Below are 20,160 nucleotides of genomic sequence, written 5' to 3'. Positions count from 1 at the left end.
GTATAGCCCCCGCGCAATGCCGCATACCCTCCATTCCTCCCACGCCGCGCTCCGCCGGCCGATCGTGCTGGTCGGGCTGATGGGATCGGGCAAGTCCACCGTCGGCCGCCGGCTGGCATCCCGCCTGCATCTTCCCTTCGTCGATGCCGATCACGAGATCGAGGTCGCGGCCGGGCTTTCGATCCCCGAAATCTTCGAGCGATTCGGCGAGGCGGAGTTCCGCAGCGGCGAACGCCGGGTGATCCAGCGGCTGATCGACGGATCGCCCAAGGTGGTGGCGACCGGCGGCGGCGCCTTCATGCAGGATGAAACCCGCAAGCTGATTCTCGACAAGGCGACCGCCATCTGGCTGGACGCCGATATCGAGGTGCTGGTCGATCGCGTCGGCCGGCGCGACGGGCGCCCGCTGCTCAAGGATCGCGATCCGCGCGAGGTGCTGAGCGAGCTCGCCGCCATCCGCAATCCGGTCTACGCGCTGGCGCCGATCCGCGTGCGCAGCCAGCCGCTGCCGCACGACGCCACCGTCGATGCCATCATGAGGGCCTTGAAGCTATGAGCCGTGTCGAGGTCGCCCTGGGTGATCGCAGCTATGCGATCGACATCATGGCCGGCGCGCTCGATCGCGCGGGCGATCTGCTCGCCCCCTTCGCGCGGCGCGGCCGCTTCGCCATCGTCACGGACGAGGCCGTGGCGCAGGCGCAGCTCGGCCGGCTCACCGCCAGCCTGGACGCCGTCGGCATCGCCCACGCCGTCATCATCCTCCCTTCGGGCGAGGCGACCAAGAGCTGGGCCAGCCTCGAGCGCGTGACCGACTGGCTGCTCGATCGCGAGGTGGAGCGCAACGACAACATCATCGCGCTGGGCGGCGGCGTGATCGGCGATCTCACCGGCTTCGCCGCCTCGATCCTCAAGCGCGGCTGTGGCTTCGTGCAGGTGCCGACCACGCTTCTGTCGCAGGTCGATTCCTCGGTCGGCGGCAAGACGGCGATCAACGCCCGCGCCGGCAAGAACCTGATCGGCAGCTTCTACCAGCCGGCCTATGTGCTGATCGATCCCGCGACGCTCGATACGCTGCCCGCGCGCGAGGTCCGCGCCGGCTATGCCGAGGTCGTGAAATACGGCCTGATCGACGATGCCGGCTTCTTTGGCTGGTGCGAGGCGAACGCGCCCGCGCTCCTCGCCGGCAACGCCGACGCCCGCGAACATGCCATCCACCGCAGCGTCGCCGCCAAGGCCGCGATCGTCGGCGAGGATGAACGCGAGACCAGCGGCCGCCGCGCGCTCCTCAACCTCGGCCACACCTTCGGCCACGCGCTGGAGGCGGAGACCGGCTTTTCCGATCGCCTGCTGCATGGCGAGGCGGTTGCCGCCGGCATGGCGCTGGCCTTCGCCTTCTCCGCGCGCATGGGGCTGTGCCCGGCGGAGGACGCCGCGCGCGTCGCCACCCACCTGTCCGCCGTCGGCCTGCCGGCCACGCTCGCCGATGCGGGCGTCGCGGCCTCGGGCCAGGCGCTGGTCGCGCACATGATGCACGACAAGAAGATGGAGGGCGGGCGCCTGCCCTTCCTGCTGGCGCGCGGGATCGGCCGGACCTTCCTGGCGAAGGATGTCGACCTGGCCGAGGTGGCCGCCTTCCTCGACGAGGCGCGCTGAGTTCAGTCGCGCTTCGCGGGGACGAGCCTGTTCCAGCGGGCGTCGAGCGCTGCGGGGCCGGCCTTGTCGGCGCCCGCCCCGCCTTTGATCCGCTTCACCAGCGAAAGCCCGCGCAGCGTCACCTGATGGCCGCTCAGCATCTGGCCGCGTATGGTGTAGCCGATGTCGTAGACGGCGATATCGTCATGCGCCTCGCCATCGACGAGGAAGCGGGTTTCGATCAGCACCGGCAGCCGCTCGTCGCCCCGGCTGTCGTCCTGCAGGCCGGCGCGGTTGCGCGCCTTCTTCAGCCCGGCATCGAACCAGCGCGCCTCGATCCGCGGCTCGCCGGTGGTCTCGACCGGGTCGGCGCCGATCGCGGCCGGAAAGCGGATCGTCTGGCTCTGCACCGATTGGGAAGGGGAAACCGGCCGTATCGCCAGCCGGGCGCCGCGATCCTCGGGCGCGGCGCCGAGCACGAGCGTCGCCGCCCGCGCCGTCTCGCGCGTGGATTGCGCCGCCTTCTCGACCGCCTCGCCCCGGCGCTGCGACCAGTTCAGCCAGAGCGTGAGCGCCGAGATGGCGACCGCCAGCACGGCCAGCACCTCGCCCAGCGTGATCCAGCGGCGGCGGATGGCCGCGGCTTCCTCGGCCCTTTTCTCGCTGGCGCTATCGGCTTCGTTCATGCTTGTCGTTCCGGTTAAAGAAGGGACGGAGGCGGAATATGGGCGTGGACATGGATATCGGCGAGATCGACGGCGCCTGCCATTGCGGCCGCGTCCGCTTCCGCGTGAAATTGACGGACGGGCTGCGCACCGCGCGCCGCTGCACCTGCAGCTATTGCCGGATGCGGGGCGCGGTGGCGGTTTCGGCCGACCTTTCCGGCATCACCATCCTCGCGGGCGAGGATGCGATCGCGACCTACCAGTTCAACACCATGACGGCGAAGCACCATTTCTGCCGTCATTGCGGAATCTACACGCATCATCAACGCCGCTCCAACCCGCAGCAATATGGCGTCAACGTCGCCTGCCTGGAAGGGCTGAGCCCGTTCGATTTCACCGAGGTGCCGGTGCTGGACGGCGTGCATCATCCCAGGGACATGGCGGCATCCGGCCCCCGCCTTGCCGGCTATCTCCGTTTCGAGCCCGCCGGTCAGCCCTGATCGTCCCAGCGCGCGGCCGCCGCCGCGTCGCCCGCGCGCGGCTCCACCCAGGCTTCGCGCCCGTCGGCGAAGCGCTCGCGCTTCCAGAAGGGGGCGGCCGTCTTCAGCCAGTCGATCAGGAAGGCCGAGGCCTCCAGCGCCGGGCCGCGATGCATGGCCGCCGTGCCGACGAACACGATCCGCTCCCCCGGCGCCATCGGCCCATGGCGGTGGATCAGCGTCAGCCCCAGCAGCGGCCAGCGCCGTTCGGCCTCGGCCGCGATGCGCGCCATCGCCTTTGCGGTCATGCCGGGATGATGTTCCAGCAGCAGCTCGACAAGGCCGCCCTCGCCCCGGACGATGCCGGTGAAGCTCGCCACCCCGCCGCCGCCCAGCGCCTCCAGCCGGGCCAGTTCCTCGCCCGGATCGAAGCGCTCGATCTGGACGCGGATGTCCCTCATCCCCCCGTGACCGGGGGAAAGAGCGCGATTTCCCGCGCGCCGGCGATCGGCGCCGCGAAATCCACGAAATCCTGGTCGATCGCCGCGCGCAGCCGATGCGGCTCGGCGAAGGCTGTGGCATGGCCGGGCGAGCGGCCGGAAAGCCAGCCGACGAGATCGCCCAGCGTCGCGACGCCCTCGGGCGGCGTCACCGTTTCGGCGCCGGTGCCGATCGCCTCGCGCACCCAGGCAAAATAGAGCATCTCGATCGCCGCCATGGGCACCTAGTCCATATGCTTCAGGCCGACGCGCAGATAATCCCAGCCGGTCAGCAGGGTGAGCGCGGCGGCCATCCACAGGCTGAAGAAGCCGACCCAGGCCACCCACGGCCATTGCGGCACCGCGCCCGCCAGGATCAGCGCGCCCAGCGAGACGAGCTGGAAGGTCGTCTTCCACTTGGCAAGCTGGCTCACCGGCACCGATACGCGCAGGTCCGCCAGGAATTCGCGCAGGCCCGAAACCGCGATCTCGCGCAGCAGGATCACCAGCGCCGCGATCACGGCATAGCCGTCGATATCGCGGGTGAAGACGAGCATCACGATCACCGCCGCCACCATGATCTTGTCGGCGATCGGATCGAGGAACACGCCCAGCTTCGAAACCGTGCCCCGCGCGCGGGCGAGATAGCCGTCGAAATAATCGGTAACGCCCATCAGCACATAGAGGCCGAAGGCCAGCGCATAATCGTACCAGCCCGGCTTCCACAGCAGGAATACCAGGATCGGCACCGCCAGAATGCGCGAAAGCGTAAGGATATTGGGCAAGGTCAGCATGTTTCGGGCATCGTCTTAGCGCGCTTTGCCGGCCTTGGGGAGTGCGATCGGCATGGCGATGCCATGGCGGGCGACAATGCTTGGTCCCGCCCCGCCCATGGGCTATGCAGCGCGACCGATAAGAACAAGGCGAACCACGCTCGGCATGCATGCATCGATAGGGCTTCTAGCCAGAAGGCGGTTCCTGCCGCTGTTCGTCACCCAGTTCCTGGGGGCTTTCAACGACAACCTCTTCAAGACCGCGATGGTGCTGTTCGTCACCTACGAGGTCTATTCGGACCCCCGCGTCGAAGCCTGGTTCAACGCCATCGCCACCGGCCTGTTCATCCTGCCCTTCTTCCTGCTGTCCGCGCTTTCCGGCCAGCTTGCCGACACCCGCGACAAGGCCCGCATCGTCCGGCTGGTGAAGACGGCGGAAATCGGCATCATGGCCGTGGGCGCCACCGGCCTGCTGCTGTCGTCCGTGGCGCAAGGCTGGTCGATCGGGCTGATGCTGCTGGCGGTGCTGGCAATGGGTGTCCATTCCACCTTCTTTGGCCCGATAAAATACGCGATCCTGCCCCAGCATCTAAAGGAGGATGAGGTGCTGGGCGGCACCGGGCTGGTCGAGGCCGGCACCTATATCGCCATCCTCGCCGGCACGATCCTGGCGGGTTTCATGAGCCGCAACGAGGGCGCGGTGGCCGTCACCGTCCTCGGCGTCGCGGCGCTGGGCTGGCTTTCCGGCCGGCAGGTGCCGCCGGCCCCGCCGCTGGGCGATACGCCGCCGCTCGATTTCCACATCGTCCGCTCCTCGATCCGGCTGGTATCGGCGACGATGCACATCCCCCGCCTGTTCCTGGCGATCTGCGCGATCAGCTTCTTCTGGGCGATCGGATCGATCCTGGTGGTGATCTTCCCGCCGCTGGTGAAGAACGTGTTCACCGCCGACGAAACCGTCGCCAGCCTGTTCCTCGGCATCTTCTCGGTCGGCGTCGCCATCGGATCGGTGCTCATCAACCGCCTGCTCGGCGCCCATGTCTCCGCCCGCTACGCGCCGGCGGCCGTGATCGCGATGGGCATGGCGGTGCTGTTCATGTTCCACGTCGCCAATGGCTGGCAGGGGCAGCCGGAAGGGCATCTCTACAGCCTCGCCGAATTCACGCACCATCCCGGCGCGATCGAGGTGTTCGCCGCCCTGTTCGGGGTGGCGGTGTGCGGCGGCATGTTCGTGGTGCCGCTCTACGCCTTCCTCACCACCACCGTCGCCAAGGATCAGACGGCGCGCACCGTCGCCGCCAACAATATCGTCAATTCAGGGGCGATGGTGCTGGGATCGCTGGCGATCATGGGGCTGACAGCGATGGGCGTCACCGTCGTCCAGTCGCTGCTGCTGGTCGCCGCCATGTGCCTGGTTTCGGCCTGGATCGCCTGGAAGCTGCACTGCGCCTGCGACTGACGGGGCCGATGCCCGCTCCGGCTCCGGACGAAAGGCCCTTCAGCCCAGGAAGGTCAGGAAGAACAGGAATCCCGCCGCGAAGGTGATCGCGAACAGCCGCGCATCCTCGGCCTTCCAGCCCGATTCCGCGTCCGCCGGCAGCGCTTCGCCCCGCGCCAGCGGCACGGACGCCGCCGGCCGGATGACAGCACCGGCGAGGAGCGGGCGAATCCGTCGCCCCGCCCTGCCCGGCGATCGATATGGGGTGCCACGGCCGGCACCAAATCCCGTGCGTGCCTCGATCATATGCAAGGCTTAACGCCTTGGTAACGATTCTGTCGCCTGCGGAATTTGCGGGGCGATGTCCCGTCGCGGGACGGGACATCGCAGCAGCCCGGTCGGCCGTCAGAGCGGCGTGGAGCCGCCGCCCGGTGTCGTCGGCGGTTTCTTCGTCCGCGCCTTGGCGATCGATTTCTTCACCGATTCGACGATCTCGCCCGATGTGGCCGCGATCTTCTTGCGCCCCAGCGTCGCCGCGATGCCGGCGCCTACCGCGACGACCGCGGCCGCAGCACCGATGGCGACGTTGCGCGAGGTGGCCGGCGGCAGCTTGTCCTTCGCCTTGGCGGCGGTGGCCTTCGCCTTGCTCGCCGTGGCCTTGGCGCGGGTGGAGGCCGATTTCGCCAGCGCGCTCACCTCCGCTTCCACCTTGTCGATCGCCGCGCGGGCGCGGGTGGCGGGCTTGGCCGGCGCCGATTTGGCGGCGGCGGACCGGGCCGTCTTTGCCGCAGTCCGGGGCTTGGCGGCCGCCGGGGCCTTGGGTGCCGTGCGCTTGGTCGTCGCCGATTTGGCGGTCGAGCGGGCGGCCCGGCGGCGGACCGGCTTGGCGGGGGCGTCTCCGATCGGGGTATCAGCCATCATCGTCTCCCATCAGACTTCGGGATAACGAACATATGGCGGCGCTTGCGGTTCCGAAACGATAAAGTGCGATCGTTCGGCGGCGTGCTTCAGCCGCGCACCAGCGTCACCTGCGCGACATCGATTCCCCGCCCGCGAAAGCCGCCCTCGCAATACATGAGGTAGTAACGCCACAGCCGCACGAAGGCATCGTCGAACCCCGCCGGCAGCGCGCCGCCCGCCACCGCCCGGTCGAAGCGTTCGCGCCAGCGCCGCAGCGTTTCGGCATAATGCAGGCCGAACCGGTCGATCGCCTGCCAGGCCAGCCCCGCCTTCTCGGCGATGGCGCGGAACCGGCTTTCCGAAAGCAGCAGCCCGCCGGGGAAGATATAGGCCTGGATGAAATCCGCGCCGGTCGCATAATTGGCGAAGATCGCATCGTCGATATCGATGAACTGGATGCCGGCGCGGCCGCCCGGCTTCAGCAGCCGCGCGATCGCTTCCAGATAGGCCGGCCAATAGGCCTCGCCCACCGCCTCCACCATCTCGACGCTGGCCACCGCATCGAAGCGGCCCTGGACATCGCGATAATCGACCAGCCGGAAATCCACGCGATCGGCGAAGCCCGCGGCGGCGATCCGCGCCTCGGCATAGGCCTTCTGCTCGGCCGAAAGCGTGATGCCCGTCACCCGCGCGCCATAATCGCGCGCGGCGATCTCGGCGAGGCCGCCCCAGCCGCAGCCGATCTCCAGCAGATGATCCCCCGGCTTCAGCATCAGCCGGTCGAGCAGCATCCTGACCTTGCGCTCCTGTGCGGCCTCCAGCGGCTCGTCGGCCGAAATCGGCTCGGCGAAGCGGGCGCTGGAATAGGCCATCGTCCCGTCGAGCCAGGCGGCGTAGAAATCATTGCCGAGATCGTAGTGGAATTCGATGTTGCGCCGCGCGCCGCTGCGNTCGTTGCGGCGGAGCGCATGGCGCAGGCGGTTGACCAGCCGGCCCAGGCCCTGCGCCCGGCCGATCTCGCCCAAAGCCACGCGATTGCGCATGAACAGATCGAACAGCGGCACGGGATCGGGGCTGGTCCATTCGCCTTCCGCCCAGGCGCGATACCAGCCGATCGATCCGCCGGTGATCAGCCGCACCAGCGCGCGCCAGTTCCTCACGTCGACCACGGCGACGGGGCCGTCCGCCCGGCCGCCCAGCAGCCGGCGGGTGCCGTCGGGCAGGGTCGCATCGATCGCGCCCGCCTCCAGCCCGCGATCGACATGGTCCAGCAGCCGGCGGAAGCCGGGCGCCAGCAGCCGCGCCCACAGGCCGCCGCCCGTGGAAAATCCGCGATCGGCCGTCACCAGATGGCGGCCCCGCATGGGTTTTTCGGCGTTCATCCTGTCCTCGAGCCCAGACCCGCATTTGCGCCGAAGTCGATGACGAATGCAATCGGGAGAGAGAGGGCGCGGCCTTTTCCCCCGCGCCTCCGGCCGGGCCCCAAAAAACGGGGAGGAACCGGCGCTTGATGGCGACGCCGGCTCCTCCCCGGTGCGGCGGCGGGATGGCGCCGCCGCCGCAACACCGGTCAGGCGCGCGACACGCTGATCACCGTGCGCTGGGCGAATTCGGTGAGGCCCTCCTTGCCGAATTCCACGCCGAGCCCCGATTGCTTGGCGCCCGCGAAGGGGATGTGCGGGCCGAAATGGGTATGGTGGTTGATCCACACCGTGCCGCTTTCGATCTGGCTGGCGACGGCCACCGCCTTGTCGATGTCCTCGGACCATACCGATCCGCCCAGGCCATATTCGGAGGAATTGGCCCGGCCGATCACGTCGGCGGGGTCGTCATAGGCGATCACCGGCAGGATCGGGGCGAACTGCTCCTCGTCCACCAGTTTCGATCCGTCGCCGATGTCGCGCACCAGCGTCGGCTCGATGAAGTAACCGCCGCCCGCGCGCGCGCGGCCGCCGGCGATCACCCGGCCATCGGCGTGGGCGGCCTCCAGATAGGTCTTGGCCTTCTCATATTGCTGGGCGTTCTGCAGCGGGCCGACGCGGGTGCCCTGCTCCAGCCCGTCGCCCAGCGCGAGCTGCGCCACCTCGCTCGCCAGCGCGTCGCACATCTCCTCATAGATGGAACGGTGGACGTAGAGGCGCTTCAGCGCGATGCAGACCTGGCCGGCGTTGAAGAAGGCGCTGCCCACGGCGCGCTGCGCGGTCTTGGCGATATCGGCGTCGGGAAGGACGATGCCGGCGTCGTTGCCCCCCAGTTCCAGCGTCAGCCGCTTGAGCGAGGATGCCGCCGCCTCCATCACCTTGCGGCCGGTGGGCGTGGAACCGGTGAAGCTGATCTTGGCAACATCGGGGTGCGAGGTCAGCACCGCGCCGAGATCGTTCTTGTCGACCAGCACGTTGACGATGCCGGCGGGGAAGATGTCCTTCGCCAGCTTCCCGATCATCAGCGCGGTGACGGGCGTGGTCGGCGCGGCCTTCCAGATGAAGCTGTTGCCCAGGAGCACGGCGGGCGCGAGCTTGTAGCAGCCGATCAGCAGCGGGAAATTCCACGGCGTGATGCCGGCGACCACGCCCAGCGGACGATAATGGGCCTGGATGTGATAGGCCTCGTCGTCCTGCACCGTCTCCGGCTCCAGCGACTGGGCGGCGAAATGGCGGATGAACACGGCGGCATAGGCGGTTTCGGCCTGGGCCTGCTCCAGCGGCTTGCCCTGCTCCATCACCAGCGTGCGGGCGAGATCGGCGGCGTTCGCGTCGATCGCGTCGGCCAGGCGCATCAGCGCCGCCTGCCGTTCGGCGAGCGGCTTCGCCGCCCAGCCCGGCTGGGCCGCCTTGGCCGCGGCGATCGCGCGCAGCATATCGGCTTCGGACGCGCGGGCGACACTGGTGAAGGGCTGCCCGGTCGCGGGGTTCACCACCTCCAGCTCCGCCGATCCGTCGGTCAGCGCGCCATCGATCAGCATCTGATATTCGGCCATCTCGTCATCCTCCATGCCGCCGGCTCGGGCCGGCGTTTCCGGGGGAGGCTATGCGATGGGGAGGAGTCGGTCCTAGTCCGTTTGGAGGGGGTGGCCGAAGGACCGGCCATCAGTGCCGGCCGGATCGCCCGTCAAGCTCCGCAAGCCTCTGCGCCAGATCCCGATTCATCGCATGGAGCCGCGCGATCAGCCGGGCATTCTCGATCGCGGTCGCGGCCGATCGCGCCAGCGCCTCCAGCATCGCCACCTCGGTCTTCTTCGGCACGCGGATGCGATCCCAATAGGCCCCCAGCGCGGCGATGGCCGCGGGCGCCCCGATCGGCACCATCACCAGGCTGCGAACGAAGGTCTGCCGATAGGCCTCGATCGGCACGCGGGGATCGGCGGTGATATCGGGGATGACGGCCGTCTGGCGGTGGCGCATCGCCCAGCCGGACACGCAGGTTTCAGCCGGGAAGCGCTGGCCGGCCCAGAGCGGCTCCACCGCATCCTCGGCCACATAGAAGCACTGGTCCCCGTCCTTGAGCACCACGGCGATGCCGTCCGCGCCCACGATGCTGCGCGCCGATCCGCGCAGCATATCGATCACCTCATCGTCGGAACGGGCGCCGGCAAGCTGCTCGATCGTCGAGGCGAGGCTATACCAGCGGTCGTCCTCGTCGGCGAAGCCCGCCATCCCCTTCATCCGATCGCGGCCATATCCGGGTTGATCGACCACAAGCCCAATATCCCCTGCCCGTTCCGAAGCATAGGACGCGAATCCGCCGTGCCTTGAGCAGAAATACGTTCAAACCGGATCGTTCCGCACATAGCTGCCGGATATGCGATTCTTCGGCGGCGGCATCCGCAAGGATGTCAGGCGGCCGCGGGCAGCCTCAGCCGCGCGAGCAGGCCGCCCAGATCCTCGCTCTCCTCCAGGCTGACCGTGCCGCCGTAAATCTCCACGACATCGCGGACGATGGCGAGGCCCAGGCCCGTGCCCGGCTTGCCGGTGTCCAGCCGCGCGCCGCGATGGAACAGCACCCGCCGATCCGCCTCGGGAATGCCGGGGCCGTCATCCTCGACGATGATCTCGACATAGCCGGCGTCGCGCTTCACCTCCACGAACACGCGGCCCTGGCCATATTTGGCGGCATTCTCGATCAGGTTGCCGACGATCTCCTCGAGGTCCTGATGCTCGACATGGACGGCGGCGTCCTTCACGCCGGCCAGGTCCACCGTCACATGGCGATGGAGCCGGGCCATGGCGCGTTCCACCGCCTTCAGCGCGGGCCACACCTCGGCCCGGCTCTGCATCTGGCCGCGCCGGCCGACGGCGCGGGCGCGGGCGAGATGGTGGTCCACCTGCCGGCGCATCGTCGTCGCCTCGCGGATCACCGTGTCCTTGAGGTCGGGGCTGCCGGCGGTCGCCTCGTTCATGATGACGGTGAGCGGCGTCTTCAGCGCGTGGGCGAGGTTGCCGGCATGGCGGCGCGCTTCCTCCGCCTGCTTCTCATTATGGGCGAGCAGCGCGTTCAGCTCCTCCACCAGCGGCACGATCTCGTTGGGCACGGCATCGTCCACCAGCGCGATCTGGCCGGCGCGCACCGCGCTGATGCCGCGCCTTATCTTGCGCAGCGGCCAGAGGCCGTAGGTCGCCTGCAGGGCCGACGCGACGATCAGCCCCAGCCCCAGCAGGGCGAAGGACCGCACCAGCGTGCGCCGCAGGGTGGCGATCTGCTCGTCCAGCGCCGCGCGCCCCTGCGCCACCTGGAAGCGCCAGCGCGTGCCCGATCCCGGCAGGCGCACGTCACGTTCCAGCACGCGCAGCGGCTCGTCGGCGAATTCACGGCTGTCATAGACATGGACCGAATCGTCGCCATGCTGCGCCTTCACCGTCAGCGCCCGATCCCACAGCGATCGCGACCGGAAGGTTTCGAAGCCGCGCCCGCTGATCTGGTAATAAAGGCCCGAATAGGGCTCCAGGAAACGCTGGTCGGCGAGCGGCCGGTTGAAGCGCACCTCCCCGTCCGGCCCGATTTCCGACGATGCGATCATCGCCGTCAGCACATATTCGAGCTGCGCGTCGAAATTGCGGGTGATGGCGGAGGAAAGCACGCGATCGAGCGCGAGGCCCCCGCCCACCAGCAGCACGAATATCCACGCCGCCGAAATCACGATCATCCGCCGCGTGAGCGATCCGGTGGATCGCGCGGTGGACGGCGGCGGCCGCAGCCGCGCGCGCAGCAGGCGCAGGAAGGCGGGCAGGCGATAAAGCAGCGGCACCGCCTCCGTTGCGGGAGACGGCGGCGGCGCGGCTTCTGGCTCGGGCGGCTGGCTCATCGCCGGCTCAAGGCCGCTCGGGGATGGGCTTTCGCCCATTGGACGGCATCGGCGCGTTCCCCCAGCCGGCCGCCCAATGGCAGCATATTATGGGTGGCCGGATCGGGGCGCCTGAAATGCGCTGAAGGCGAATTTTCCAACGATCTCTCAGGCGTCCGGGTCCTCGAGGCTGTAGCCCAGGCCCCGGATGGTGGTGATCACATCCTGGCCCAGCTTCTTGCGGATGCGGGTGACGAACACCTCGATCGTGTTCGAATCGCGATCGAAATCCTGGTCGTAGATATGCTCGATCAGCTCGGTGCGGCTCACCACCTTGCCCTTGTGGTGCATCAGGTAGCTCAGCAGCTTATATTCCTGCGCGGTCATCTTCACCGGCTCGCCGGCCAGCGTGACCTTGCCCGATCGCGTGTCGAGCCGCACGTCGCCCGCCACCAGCTCGGACGAAGCATTGCCCGAGGCGCGGCGGATCAGCGCGCGCAGCCGGGCGATCAGCTCCTCCGTCTGGAAAGGCTTGGCGAGATAGTCGTCGGCGCCGGCATCGAGGCCCGCCACCTTGTCCGACCAGCTGTCCCGTGCCGTCAGCACCAGCACGGGGGTTTCCTTGCCTTCCTTGCGCCACCTGTCGAGCACGGTCAGCCCGTCGAGCTTGGGCAGGCCCAGATCGAGGATGATCGCATCGTAATTTTCGGTGGAGCCCAGGAAATGGCCGTCCTCGCCATCGGTGGCCAGATCGACGGCATAGCCCGCTCCTTCGAGCGTGGCGCGAAGCTGGCGGCCGAGATTCGGCTCGTCCTCGACAATCAGTACGCGCATATTTCAGTCATTCTCCCGAACGGCGAAGGATCTGGCCGGTGCGTCCGTCCACGTCGATCCATATCACGGAACCGTTCCGCATGAACTTCATGCGATACATGTTCGATCCTGCATCATATTCGGGTCGGCCGAGATAATCGCCCCTGATCTGCGGCAGCACGCGGCGCTCCAGCATCGGCAACGGCTGGCTGCGGCCGCTGCGCACGGCTTCGAACGCGGCATCCTGATCGCGGCGGCCGGCCTCCGCCGGCGCGGCGATCGCGCTGACGGCAAGGGTGCCCGCCAAGCAGGGCAGAACTAAAGTCTTCATCGGCATGGGCTTGTGGCATAGGGCCTCCGCCTTGAATAGGTCATGAATGCCACAGCCTTGCGCCAATCATCGCGCGAAAGGCGCGGAAAACGGCCATCCCGGCCTGAACAGCCGCGCGGCCCGCCCTTTCAGGCGTAAAGATCCACCACCTCGGCATCGGGCGCCACGGCGGCCAGCAGCAGGCTGCGATGGCAGGCGGCGGGATCGCGCTCGAAACAGAGGAGGGCGCTCGGTGCCTCCCCGGCCAGCTCGATCATCCGTGCCGCCGCGACGATCGCGTCCGGCTGCTCGAGCTGCCCGGCATAGACGGATTCGAGGCCGGCCCTGTCCCCCTTGCGCGCCGCCTCGCGCCCGGCCGGCGGCGTGCCGAGCGGCTTCAGGTGGACATAATCGATGCCGGCCTCCTTCAGCCCCGCCGCCAGCACGGTCTTGGAGAAGCCGGGCTTGCGGGACAGCGGCACGGCGCGCACGTCGATCACCCGCTTCACGCCCGCATCGCGCAGCGCGGCGATGAAGTCCGCCTGGGTCGCGCCTTCATAGCCGATCGTGAAGATCCGCATCAGGCGGCCGCCCCGCCCAGTTCCGGCGGCATCCGCGCGCCGGCGCGGCGCAGCCACCATTCGGCCGCGAGCAGGTTGGGCACCCAGCACAGCCAGGCAACGATGCGATAGGCCGGCACGAAATCGCCGAACGCCATGATCAGCAGCGGCAGTTCGATACGGAGCGTCACGGCGGCGAAGATCAGGGCATAGCTGCGGATCATCCAGCGGCGATGCGCGGCAACCCGGCGGGACCGGATGGCGATCCAGCCGGCGGCGGTCGTCAGCATCGTCAGCACCGCGAGCAGGCCGAAGCCGGTGGCCGCGATCGGCCCCGTATCGGCATAAGGCGCCAGGTAGAGGCCCGCCGCGCCGCCAAGGATCGCGGCGGTGGCATAAGCCCGCCCCAGCCAGCGGTGCAGCCCATAGCTTGCCGATCGGATCGCGGGATTGAGCTGGATGAAGCCCACGCCCAGCGCCACCGCGCCGAAACCGGCATGGACATAGATCGCCCAGGGGTGCCGGAGGAAGCTATCCCGCAGGCCCGCCGCGAAGGCGGGCGGCCCGACGATCGGATAGCGCGCGGCATAGGCCGACACCCCCAGCGCCAGCAGGCCCGCGATCGCGAAGCCGGCCCAGCCCGATCGGCTCAGGCGGGCGCGTGGCATACCGCCTCGATATTATGGCCGTCGGGATCGAACACGAAGGCGCCGTAATAATCGGCATGATAATGCGGCCGCAGGCCGGGCGCGCCATTGTCCCTGCCGCCGGCGGCGATCGCGGCGGCGTGGAAGGCATCGACGGCGGCGCGATCGGGCACCGTGAAGGCGACATGCACCTCGCCCCCCGCCGGGGCATCGCCATATATCCAGAAGAAGGGCTTGCCTTCGCGGCCATAGCCCAGCGCGCTGCCGGGCGTGCCCTTCATCTCGGGCGTTATCTCCATGACGAGGGCGATGCCGAGCGGCCCGAGCGCCGCCGCATAGAAAGCCCGCGACCGGGCGATGTCCGTTGCCGTCAAGCCGATATGGTCGATCAAGCTCCCGCTCCCACTCGCTTCCGTGCGCTTAACCTTCTATCGCACTTCGCCATGACTCACGACATTCATATCATCGGCGGCGGGCTGGCCGGGTCAGAGGCCGCGTGGCAGATGGCCGAGGCCGGATATCGCGTGCGGCTTTCCGAGATGCGCGGCGTGGAAGGCACGCCCGCGCACAAGACGGACGACCTGGCCGAGCTGGTCTGTTCCAACAGCTTCCGTTCCGACGACGCGGCAAGCAACGCCGTCGGCCTGCTCCATGCCGAGCTTCGCCAGCTTAACTCACTCATCATGGCCTGTGCCGACGCGCATCGCGTGCCGGCGGGCTCCGCCCTGGCCGTGGACCGGGACGGCTTCTCCGCCGCCGTGACGAAACGGGTTTCGGATCATGAGCGGATCGAGCTGGTGCGCGAACGCGTGGACGGCCTGCCGCAAGGCCCGGCGATCATCGCCACCGGCCCGCTGACGGCCGCGCCGCTCGCGCAATCCATCCTCGCCGAAACCGGCGAGGCGGAACTCGCCTTCTTCGATGCCCTGGCCCCCATCGTCCACCGCGACACGATCGACATGGACGTGGCCTGGTTCCAGAGCCGCTGGAACAAGGGCGACGGCAAGGATTATATCAACTGCCCGCTCGACAAGGACCAGTATCTCGCCTTCATCGATGCGCTGATGACGGGCGAGAAGACCGCCTTCAAGGAATGGGAGGCCGATACGCCCTATTTCGACGGCTGCATGCCGATCGAGGTGATGGCCGAACGCGGCGTCGATACGCTGCGCCACGGGCCGATGAAGCCGGTCGGCCTCGATGATCCGCGCACCGGGCGCTGGCCCTATGCCGTCGTCCAGCTCCGCCAGGATAATGCGCTCGGCACGCTGTGGAACATCGTTGGCTTCCAGACGAAGCTGAAGCATGCCGAACAGGTCCGCATCTTCCGCACCATACCGGGGCTGGAAAAGGCGGAATTCGCCCGGCTGGGCGGGCTGCACCGCAACACCTTCATCAATTCGCCGCGCCTGCTGGATGGCGAGCTGCGGCTGAAGAGCGCGCCGCACATCCGCTTCGCCGGCCAGATCACCGGCTGCGAAGGCTATATCGAATCCGCCGCCGTCGGCCTGCTTGCCGCGCGTTTCGCCGCCGCCGATCTGGGCGGCCGCACGCTGGCGCCGCCGCCGGTCGAAACCGCGCTCGGCGCGCTGCTGGGCCATATCACCGGCGGCGCGGACGCGGAGACGTTCCAGCCGATGAACGTCAATTTCGGCCTGTTCCCGCCCATCCCCGGCCGGACGAAGAAGGCCGACCGCAAGCTGCTCTATACGACGCGCGCGCGGGAAAAGCTGGCCGACTGGATCGACGCCGCCGCCTGATCCTCAGCCCTCCTCGCCCTCGTCGCGCGCGGGCGGCGGCGGGCAGTTGGGGCGGGCGGGCGCCTTGCGGGCGACGCGGGTGGTGGCGAACTCGGCAGCGTCCAGCGCGCCCGAACGATCCGCATCGGCCTGGCCGAACTTGTCGATCGTGCGGACGGCATATTCCTCGAACGAAAGCCGGCCGTCGCCATTGGTATCGAGCTTGGCGAAGGCCTTGCGCCGCGCCGCCAGATATTCCTCGCGGCCGACCCGGCCGTCCCTGTCGCGATCGTAGCGGGCGAAGCGGCGCTGCTCGCGCGTCCGCTCGCTCGCCTGGGGCGGGTCCCTATCCGCGCCGGCATCGGCGGGTGCTGCGATCAGCGGGGCCGACGGCAGCGCGGCCGGCCCCGCATCCGCCGCCCGCCCGCNCCACCAGAAGAAACCCGCAGCCGCCAGCAGCAGCGCCGATGCGACGCCCGCCAGGAATCGCGCCATGATCGCCTCCCCCATGTCCCCTGGGGCGGAAGGCTATCGCGTCTCCGCTCAGCGGCCAAGCAGTCCCGCAACGATCGCCCGGCCGAGCCGCGCCGGCGATCCCTGCCGCCGCGCCGCCGGATCGCCCGCCCGCGCATCGCGCCGCGCCAGCGCCGCCAGCACGCCCAGCGGCCGCAGCGCGCGCGGCCAGCGGCGCCGCGCCAGCAACGCCGCCGCCCGCGCCTGCAATTCCGCCCGATCCTCGTCCGGCCCATCCCCGGCGGCCAGCCGGTCGATCAGCGCCCAGCCCTCCCCGGCATCGGCCAGGTCGCGCGGCGCGGCCTCGCCCAGCAGCCGCGCCGACAGATCGAACAAGGCGCGCCCGCGCGCGCGCGCGTGACGACCAAGGTCCGGCGGCAGGTCAGCCAGCGCCGCCCAGCCTTCCTCCAGCGCCGCGACATCGGCGCCGGCAAGGCCCAGCGGCAGGATATGCGCCGCCACGTCCTGCAGCAGCGGCTCGTCCGGCGGGGGGCCATCGTCCAGCGCCTCCAGCGCCTCGCGCCACCAGGCCAGGCGGATCGCGCGGATCATCGGCTCCTGCGCCATCGCCAGCACCGCGCCCAGCCGCTCGTCCAGCCGCCACAGCACCGCCAGCGCCGCCCGCCGGTCCGCCGGCGCATAGACAAGCGCGAGCGCGCGTTCGGGATCGTCGGGCGGGATCATGCCGCCCGCCATAATCCCGCCGCGCGCGCCGCCCAACCGATATTGCGCAAGCCCACGGCCGAACGACGGCAACGCCGCGTTAACCACGGGATTTCAGATAGCCTTAGCCCTTCCCTGCGATGAAGGCAGACAGGCGCGCGTGGGGCGCCGGGCGGGGCGACCAAATGGCTCGGATAAACGAACGCGAAATACGCAATCATCCGAAGGGCCTGCACGAAAAGGGCCAGCGCGGATTCCTGGCACGGCTGCGCGACGACACCCGCGGCAACGTGCTCGCCATCGCCACGGCGGCGATCATCCCGCTGCTCTGCCTCATCGGCTCCGGCATCGATCTGAGCCGCGCCTATGCCGCCCAATCACGCCTGCAAGTCGCCTGCGACGCCGCCGCCCTCGCCGGCCGCCGCGCGATGAGCGCGGGGGTGGTGGACAGCACCGTCACCACCGAAGCGGAGAAATTCTTCAACTTCAACTTCCCGCAAGGCAGCTTCGATACCGATCATTTCACCTTATCCACCAAGGCCAAGGATGGCACGGAAAAGGGAAAGACGACCGTGCTAGTGAGCGCGCAGACGCGCATCCCGACATCGATCATGAAGATATTCGGCTTCGAATATCTGCCGCTCTCGGTCACATGCGATGCGCGCCAGGATTTCGTGAACACCGATGTCATGCTGGTGCTGGACGTCACCAAATCGATGGATGAAAATCTTGGCGGCAGTCCCAAGATCGCCGCCCTGCGAGAGGCCGTTATGGCTCTCTACGACGAGCTGGCGCCGGTTCAGGATCAGCTTAAAAAGGCCGGCCTGCAACTCCGCTATGGAATCGTGCCCTACTCCAGCAACGTGAACGTCGGAAACGTGGTTAGGGGCATAAACAATAGCTATGTTGAAAGCGATAAATGGACTTATCATTCGCGAAAGTTGACATACAAGCACACCAAGGCTGTCAACAACCAATCCGATTGCAACGCTATTCCCGCCGAATATCGCTCCTATAGCAACAAGCAATGCACATATTATGATTCCGACAGCACAGGCAATCAGTCCACCTGGATATACATGCCCGTAGAGTATGATATCGCCAATTTCGTCAAGGGCAACGAGGTGGACGTCCCGTCCAGGGATAGCGGAACGACGAAGAAAGCCAAGTGGGCGGGCTGCATCGAGGAAGCCCAAACGACGTCATCGATAACGACGTCTTCGGACTATACCATACCCTCCGGTGCCCATGACCTTGACCTGGACCTCATTCCGAACAGCAAGGAAACCCGCTGGAAACCCTTCTGGCCAGAGGTAACCTATCTTCGTGCAGCGGGAACGAGCGCGGATATCAATGGTGAATATCTGCCCAGGAAGGGGACTCCGACGACACCGGAAAACGCCTATACGGCCTGCCCGTCCGAAGCTCGCCGGCTCACCGCCTGGTCGAGAGACGACCTCAAGGCCTATATCGATAATCTGGTCACCACCGGCGGCACCTATCACGATATCGGGCTGATCTGGGGCGGCCGACTGCTCTCCCGAAAAGGCGTGTTCAAGAGCGACAATCCCGAGCAGGTCGGCAGCATGCCGGTCAGCCGCTTCCTGATCTTCCTGACCGATGGCGCGCTGGCGCCGAATGTCGACAGCTATTCCGCTTATGGCATCGAACAACTCGACAGGAAGATCACCGGCACCGCAAACACCTCGACCCAGACGAGCCGCCACGAGCAGCGGTTCAAGATGGTCTGCCACGCGATCAAGGGCCAGAGCGTGTCGATCTGGGTGATCAGCTTCACTTCCACCGATCCCAGTGCCGCGCTGAAGGAGTGCGCCAGCAGCCCGAATCAGGTTTCGAAATCGTCCGATAAAGCCCAGCTGATCGCCAAGTTCGTGGAAATCGGCAAGAATATCGGCTCGCTGAGGCTTACCCAATGACGCGCGCGTGCCGGAACCGGCTCGCCCGCGACCAGCGGGGCGCCACCATCGTCGAACTGGCATTCGTGATGCTGCCGTTCCTGGGCATCCTGCTGGGCTTCATTGATTTCGGTTACAGCATGTATCTGGGATCGGTGGTGGAGGGCACCGTCCACCGGGCGGCACGGCTGGCCACGGTGGGCGATATGCCCGCCGATAAGGTGGACGAATATATACGCGATCAGCTTTCCGCTTTCTCCAACACCGCCACGATCGAGATCGAGAAGACCAACTATTACGAATATTCGGGCATCGGCCGGCCGGAGAAGATCACCAAGGATCGTGGCCCAGTGGGCGAAGACCCCAGCGACTGCTTCGAGGATCTGAACGGTGACGGCATCCGCAACACCGTCGCCGGACGCGCCGGCCTCGGTGGATCGGATGACATCGTCTATTACAAGGTGACGGCCAGTTTCGAGCGGCTGGTGCCGCTGACCAAGATCTTCGGCTTCTCGCCCACGGCCACCGTCAGCTCCGGCACGGTGCTGCGCAACCAGCCTTATGCATCGCAGACCATCCCCAAGGAGGTATGCCCCGGTGGCTGACCTCTCCACCCTCCACCGCAGCCAAAGTGGCGTGGCGATGACCGAATTCGCCTTTGTCCTTCCGCTGCTGCTGCTGCTCGGGCTAGCGGGCATCGAAACGGCCAACTATGCCATCGCCCATCTGCGCATCAGCCAGATCGCCATGGCCACTGCCGACAATGCCGCGCGCGTGCGCGATTCGATCGACGAATATGACATCAACGAGCTGTTCATCGGCGCCAAGCTGGTGGGCCAGAGCATCGACTTCGCCGATCATGGCCGGATCATCCTGTCCAGCGTGGAGCCTCGCACGGTCGCACCGACCATGACCAACGGCAAACCCAACCAGTGGATCCGCTGGCAGCGCTGCTTCGGGATGAAGCAGGCCGCCTCCAGCTTCGGCGCGCCCAGGACCAAGGGCGGGACGATCATCACCAATGGGAGCGAGGCGGATTCGGACGCCACCAAATCCAGCGACCAGGCCAAATCCCAGCCTGAAGCCAACGGCACCCCCACGCCGACCGGCATCGGCCCGGCCAACAACCAGATCGGCGCCAGCCCCGGCACCGCGCTGATGTTCGTGGAGGTCGTCTATGATTATCAGCCGCTGGTCCCCAATTCGATCCTGAAGGATCGCACGATCCGCTACACCAGCGCCTTCAACGTCCGCCAGCGCTCGGATCAGGTGATGAAGACCGGGGGCATCGCCGCCGGTCAGCGCTCCACCTGCAACCGCTATTATAGCTGACCGGACTGACGACCCGGCAGGCC

The 20,160-nt window shown here is 67.8% G+C and carries 25 protein-coding genes; 8 read left to right on the top strand and 17 right to left on the bottom strand.

The genetic code is table 11. From position 1 onward, the window contains the following. Positions 1 to 16 precede the first annotated feature (16 nt). The gene (locus BHE75_RS04520) at positions 17 to 556 is read left to right on the top strand and encodes a shikimate kinase (protein ID WP_015459478.1); all 540 of its coding nucleotides are present in this window, start codon (positions 17 to 19) and stop codon (positions 554 to 556) included. Continuing rightward, entirely contained in the window at positions 553 to 1,653 is a 1,101-nt protein-coding gene (gene aroB, locus BHE75_RS04515; protein ID WP_070932712.1) for a 3-dehydroquinate synthase, read from the top strand. The genes BHE75_RS04520 and aroB overlap by 4 nt, the downstream gene beginning before the upstream one ends. A gap of 2 nt (positions 1,654 to 1,655) precedes the next feature. Here the strand turns inward: aroB and BHE75_RS04510 are convergent, their stop codons facing one another. Then, positions 1,656 to 2,318: a hypothetical protein gene (locus BHE75_RS04510; RefSeq protein WP_070932710.1), complete on the bottom strand. Its 663-nt coding sequence runs from the start codon at positions 2,316 to 2,318 to the stop codon at positions 1,656 to 1,658. Between the two features lie 38 nt (positions 2,319 to 2,356). Between BHE75_RS04510 and BHE75_RS04505 the strand changes: the two genes are divergently transcribed. Next, the gene (locus BHE75_RS04505) at positions 2,357 to 2,797 is read left to right on the top strand and encodes a GFA family protein (RefSeq protein ID WP_015459475.1); all 441 of its coding nucleotides are present in this window, start codon (positions 2,357 to 2,359) and stop codon (positions 2,795 to 2,797) included. Here BHE75_RS04505 and BHE75_RS04500 read toward each other — a convergent pair. From BHE75_RS04500 to pgsA, 3 genes are read right to left on the bottom strand one after another with little or no spacing between them, the layout of a single operon-like run. Then, positions 2,788 to 3,237 (bottom strand): molybdenum cofactor biosynthesis protein MoaE, encoded by a 450-nt coding sequence (locus BHE75_RS04500; RefSeq protein ID WP_070932708.1) that lies wholly within the window; start codon positions 3,235 to 3,237, stop codon positions 2,788 to 2,790. The two genes, BHE75_RS04505 and BHE75_RS04500, sit on opposite strands and share 10 nt — an antisense overlap. Beyond that, positions 3,234 to 3,494 carry a molybdopterin converting factor subunit 1 gene (gene moaD, locus BHE75_RS04495; protein WP_015459473.1) on the bottom strand — a complete coding sequence of 87 codons (261 nt, stop codon included), beginning with the start codon at positions 3,492 to 3,494 and terminating at the stop codon, positions 3,234 to 3,236. Before moaD ends, BHE75_RS04500 begins: the two co-directional genes overlap by 4 nt. Positions 3,495 to 3,500: 6 nt before the next feature. Next, a complete protein-coding gene (gene pgsA, locus BHE75_RS04490) occupies positions 3,501 to 4,049 on the bottom strand; it encodes a CDP-diacylglycerol--glycerol-3-phosphate 3-phosphatidyltransferase (RefSeq protein WP_015459472.1) in 549 nt (182 codons plus the stop codon). A 145-nt stretch (positions 4,050 to 4,194) separates the two neighbouring features. On the opposite strand from pgsA, the gene BHE75_RS04485 reads away from it, so the two are divergent. Then, complete coding sequence (locus tag BHE75_RS04485; RefSeq protein ID WP_015459471.1) at positions 4,195 to 5,487, top strand: MFS transporter; 1,293 nt, start codon at positions 4,195 to 4,197, stop codon at positions 5,485 to 5,487. 39 nt (positions 5,488 to 5,526) lie between these two features. On the opposite strand, the gene BHE75_RS25170 is transcribed toward BHE75_RS04485, so the two are convergent. The 11 genes from BHE75_RS25170 to BHE75_RS04430 all read right to left on the bottom strand — a co-directional run bounded on the left by BHE75_RS25170 (position 5,527) and on the right by BHE75_RS04430 (position 14,366). Further along, on the bottom strand, positions 5,527 to 5,652 hold the full coding sequence (locus BHE75_RS25170) for a hypothetical protein (RefSeq protein ID WP_302622698.1): 126 nt from the start codon (positions 5,650 to 5,652) through the stop codon (positions 5,527 to 5,529). Between the two features lie 219 nt (positions 5,653 to 5,871). Beyond that, entirely contained in the window at positions 5,872 to 6,384 is a 513-nt protein-coding gene (locus BHE75_RS04475; protein ID WP_139181640.1) for a hypothetical protein, read from the bottom strand. Positions 6,385 to 6,473: 89 nt separating this feature from the next. Further along, entirely contained in the window at positions 6,474 to 7,748 is a 1,275-nt protein-coding gene (locus tag BHE75_RS04470; RefSeq protein WP_070932702.1) for an SAM-dependent methyltransferase, read from the bottom strand. 188 nt (positions 7,749 to 7,936) lie between these two features. Next, on the bottom strand, positions 7,937 to 9,343 hold the full coding sequence (locus BHE75_RS04465; protein ID WP_070935490.1) for an aldehyde dehydrogenase family protein: 1,407 nt from the start codon (positions 9,341 to 9,343) through the stop codon (positions 7,937 to 7,939). Positions 9,344 to 9,452: 109 nt separating this feature from the next. Then, positions 9,453 to 10,061 carry a GAF domain-containing protein gene (locus tag BHE75_RS04460; protein WP_254684361.1) on the bottom strand — a complete coding sequence of 203 codons (609 nt, stop codon included), beginning with the start codon at positions 10,059 to 10,061 and terminating at the stop codon, positions 9,453 to 9,455. Between the two features lie 137 nt (positions 10,062 to 10,198). Further along, positions 10,199 to 11,506, bottom strand: a complete 1,308-nt coding sequence (locus tag BHE75_RS04455) for a sensor histidine kinase (protein ID WP_015459465.1) — start codon at positions 11,504 to 11,506, stop codon at positions 10,199 to 10,201. 306 nt (positions 11,507 to 11,812) lie between these two features. Beyond that, entirely contained in the window at positions 11,813 to 12,478 is a 666-nt protein-coding gene (locus tag BHE75_RS04450; RefSeq protein WP_015459464.1) for a response regulator transcription factor, read from the bottom strand. A gap of 7 nt (positions 12,479 to 12,485) precedes the next feature. After that, positions 12,486 to 12,788: a hypothetical protein gene (locus BHE75_RS04445; RefSeq protein WP_236626782.1), complete on the bottom strand. Its 303-nt coding sequence runs from the start codon at positions 12,786 to 12,788 to the stop codon at positions 12,486 to 12,488. A 128-nt stretch (positions 12,789 to 12,916) separates the two neighbouring features. Beyond that, positions 12,917 to 13,348: a DUF488 domain-containing protein gene (locus BHE75_RS04440; RefSeq protein WP_070935486.1), complete on the bottom strand. Its 432-nt coding sequence runs from the start codon at positions 13,346 to 13,348 to the stop codon at positions 12,917 to 12,919. Beyond that, positions 13,348 to 13,995, bottom strand: coding sequence for a DUF2306 domain-containing protein (locus BHE75_RS04435; RefSeq protein WP_070932700.1), 648 nt, complete (start codon positions 13,993 to 13,995; stop codon positions 13,348 to 13,350). The genes BHE75_RS04440 and BHE75_RS04435 overlap by 1 nt, the downstream gene beginning before the upstream one ends. Further along, on the bottom strand, positions 13,977 to 14,366 hold the full coding sequence (locus BHE75_RS04430) for a VOC family protein (RefSeq protein ID WP_070932698.1): 390 nt from the start codon (positions 14,364 to 14,366) through the stop codon (positions 13,977 to 13,979). Before BHE75_RS04430 ends, BHE75_RS04435 begins: the two co-directional genes overlap by 19 nt. Before the next feature lie 51 nt (positions 14,367 to 14,417). Between BHE75_RS04430 and trmFO the strand changes: the two genes are divergently transcribed. Continuing rightward, a complete protein-coding gene (trmFO, locus tag BHE75_RS04425) occupies positions 14,418 to 15,734 on the top strand; it encodes a methylenetetrahydrofolate--tRNA-(uracil(54)-C(5))-methyltransferase (FADH(2)-oxidizing) TrmFO (RefSeq protein ID WP_015459459.1) in 1,317 nt (438 codons plus the stop codon). 3 nt (positions 15,735 to 15,737) lie between these two features. Here the strand turns inward: trmFO and BHE75_RS04420 are convergent, their stop codons facing one another. Both BHE75_RS04420 and BHE75_RS04415 read right to left on the bottom strand, forming a co-directional pair. Beyond that, on the bottom strand, positions 15,738 to 16,208 hold the full coding sequence (locus BHE75_RS04420; protein ID WP_070935484.1) for an EF-hand domain-containing protein: 471 nt from the start codon (positions 16,206 to 16,208) through the stop codon (positions 15,738 to 15,740). 48 nt (positions 16,209 to 16,256) lie between these two features. Further along, positions 16,257 to 16,910 carry a hypothetical protein gene (locus BHE75_RS04415; RefSeq protein WP_084653449.1) on the bottom strand — a complete coding sequence of 218 codons (654 nt, stop codon included), beginning with the start codon at positions 16,908 to 16,910 and terminating at the stop codon, positions 16,257 to 16,259. 119 nt (positions 16,911 to 17,029) lie between these two features. Between BHE75_RS04415 and BHE75_RS04410 the strand changes: the two genes are divergently transcribed. Genes BHE75_RS04410 through BHE75_RS04400 form a run of 3 tightly spaced genes read left to right on the top strand, consistent with a single transcriptional unit; the run spans position 17,030 to position 20,137 of the window. After that, complete coding sequence (locus tag BHE75_RS04410; protein WP_254684360.1) at positions 17,030 to 18,826, top strand: Tad domain-containing protein; 1,797 nt, start codon at positions 17,030 to 17,032, stop codon at positions 18,824 to 18,826. Next, positions 18,823 to 19,410 carry a TadE/TadG family type IV pilus assembly protein gene (locus BHE75_RS04405; RefSeq protein WP_070932696.1) on the top strand — a complete coding sequence of 196 codons (588 nt, stop codon included), beginning with the start codon at positions 18,823 to 18,825 and terminating at the stop codon, positions 19,408 to 19,410. The genes BHE75_RS04410 and BHE75_RS04405 overlap by 4 nt, the downstream gene beginning before the upstream one ends. Then, complete coding sequence (locus BHE75_RS04400; protein WP_368073058.1) at positions 19,403 to 20,137, top strand: TadE/TadG family type IV pilus assembly protein; 735 nt, start codon at positions 19,403 to 19,405, stop codon at positions 20,135 to 20,137. Before BHE75_RS04405 ends, BHE75_RS04400 begins: the two co-directional genes overlap by 8 nt. Positions 20,138 to 20,160 lie beyond the last annotated feature (23 nt).

The sequence above is a fragment of the Edaphosphingomonas haloaromaticamans genome (genome assembly GCF_001853345.1).
Taxonomy (GTDB): Bacteria; Pseudomonadota; Alphaproteobacteria; order Sphingomonadales; family Sphingomonadaceae; genus Sphingomonas_E; species Sphingomonas_E fennica.
The sequence above is the reverse complement of the archived record's forward strand: the minus strand, read 5'-3'. Positions and strand labels throughout refer to the sequence as shown.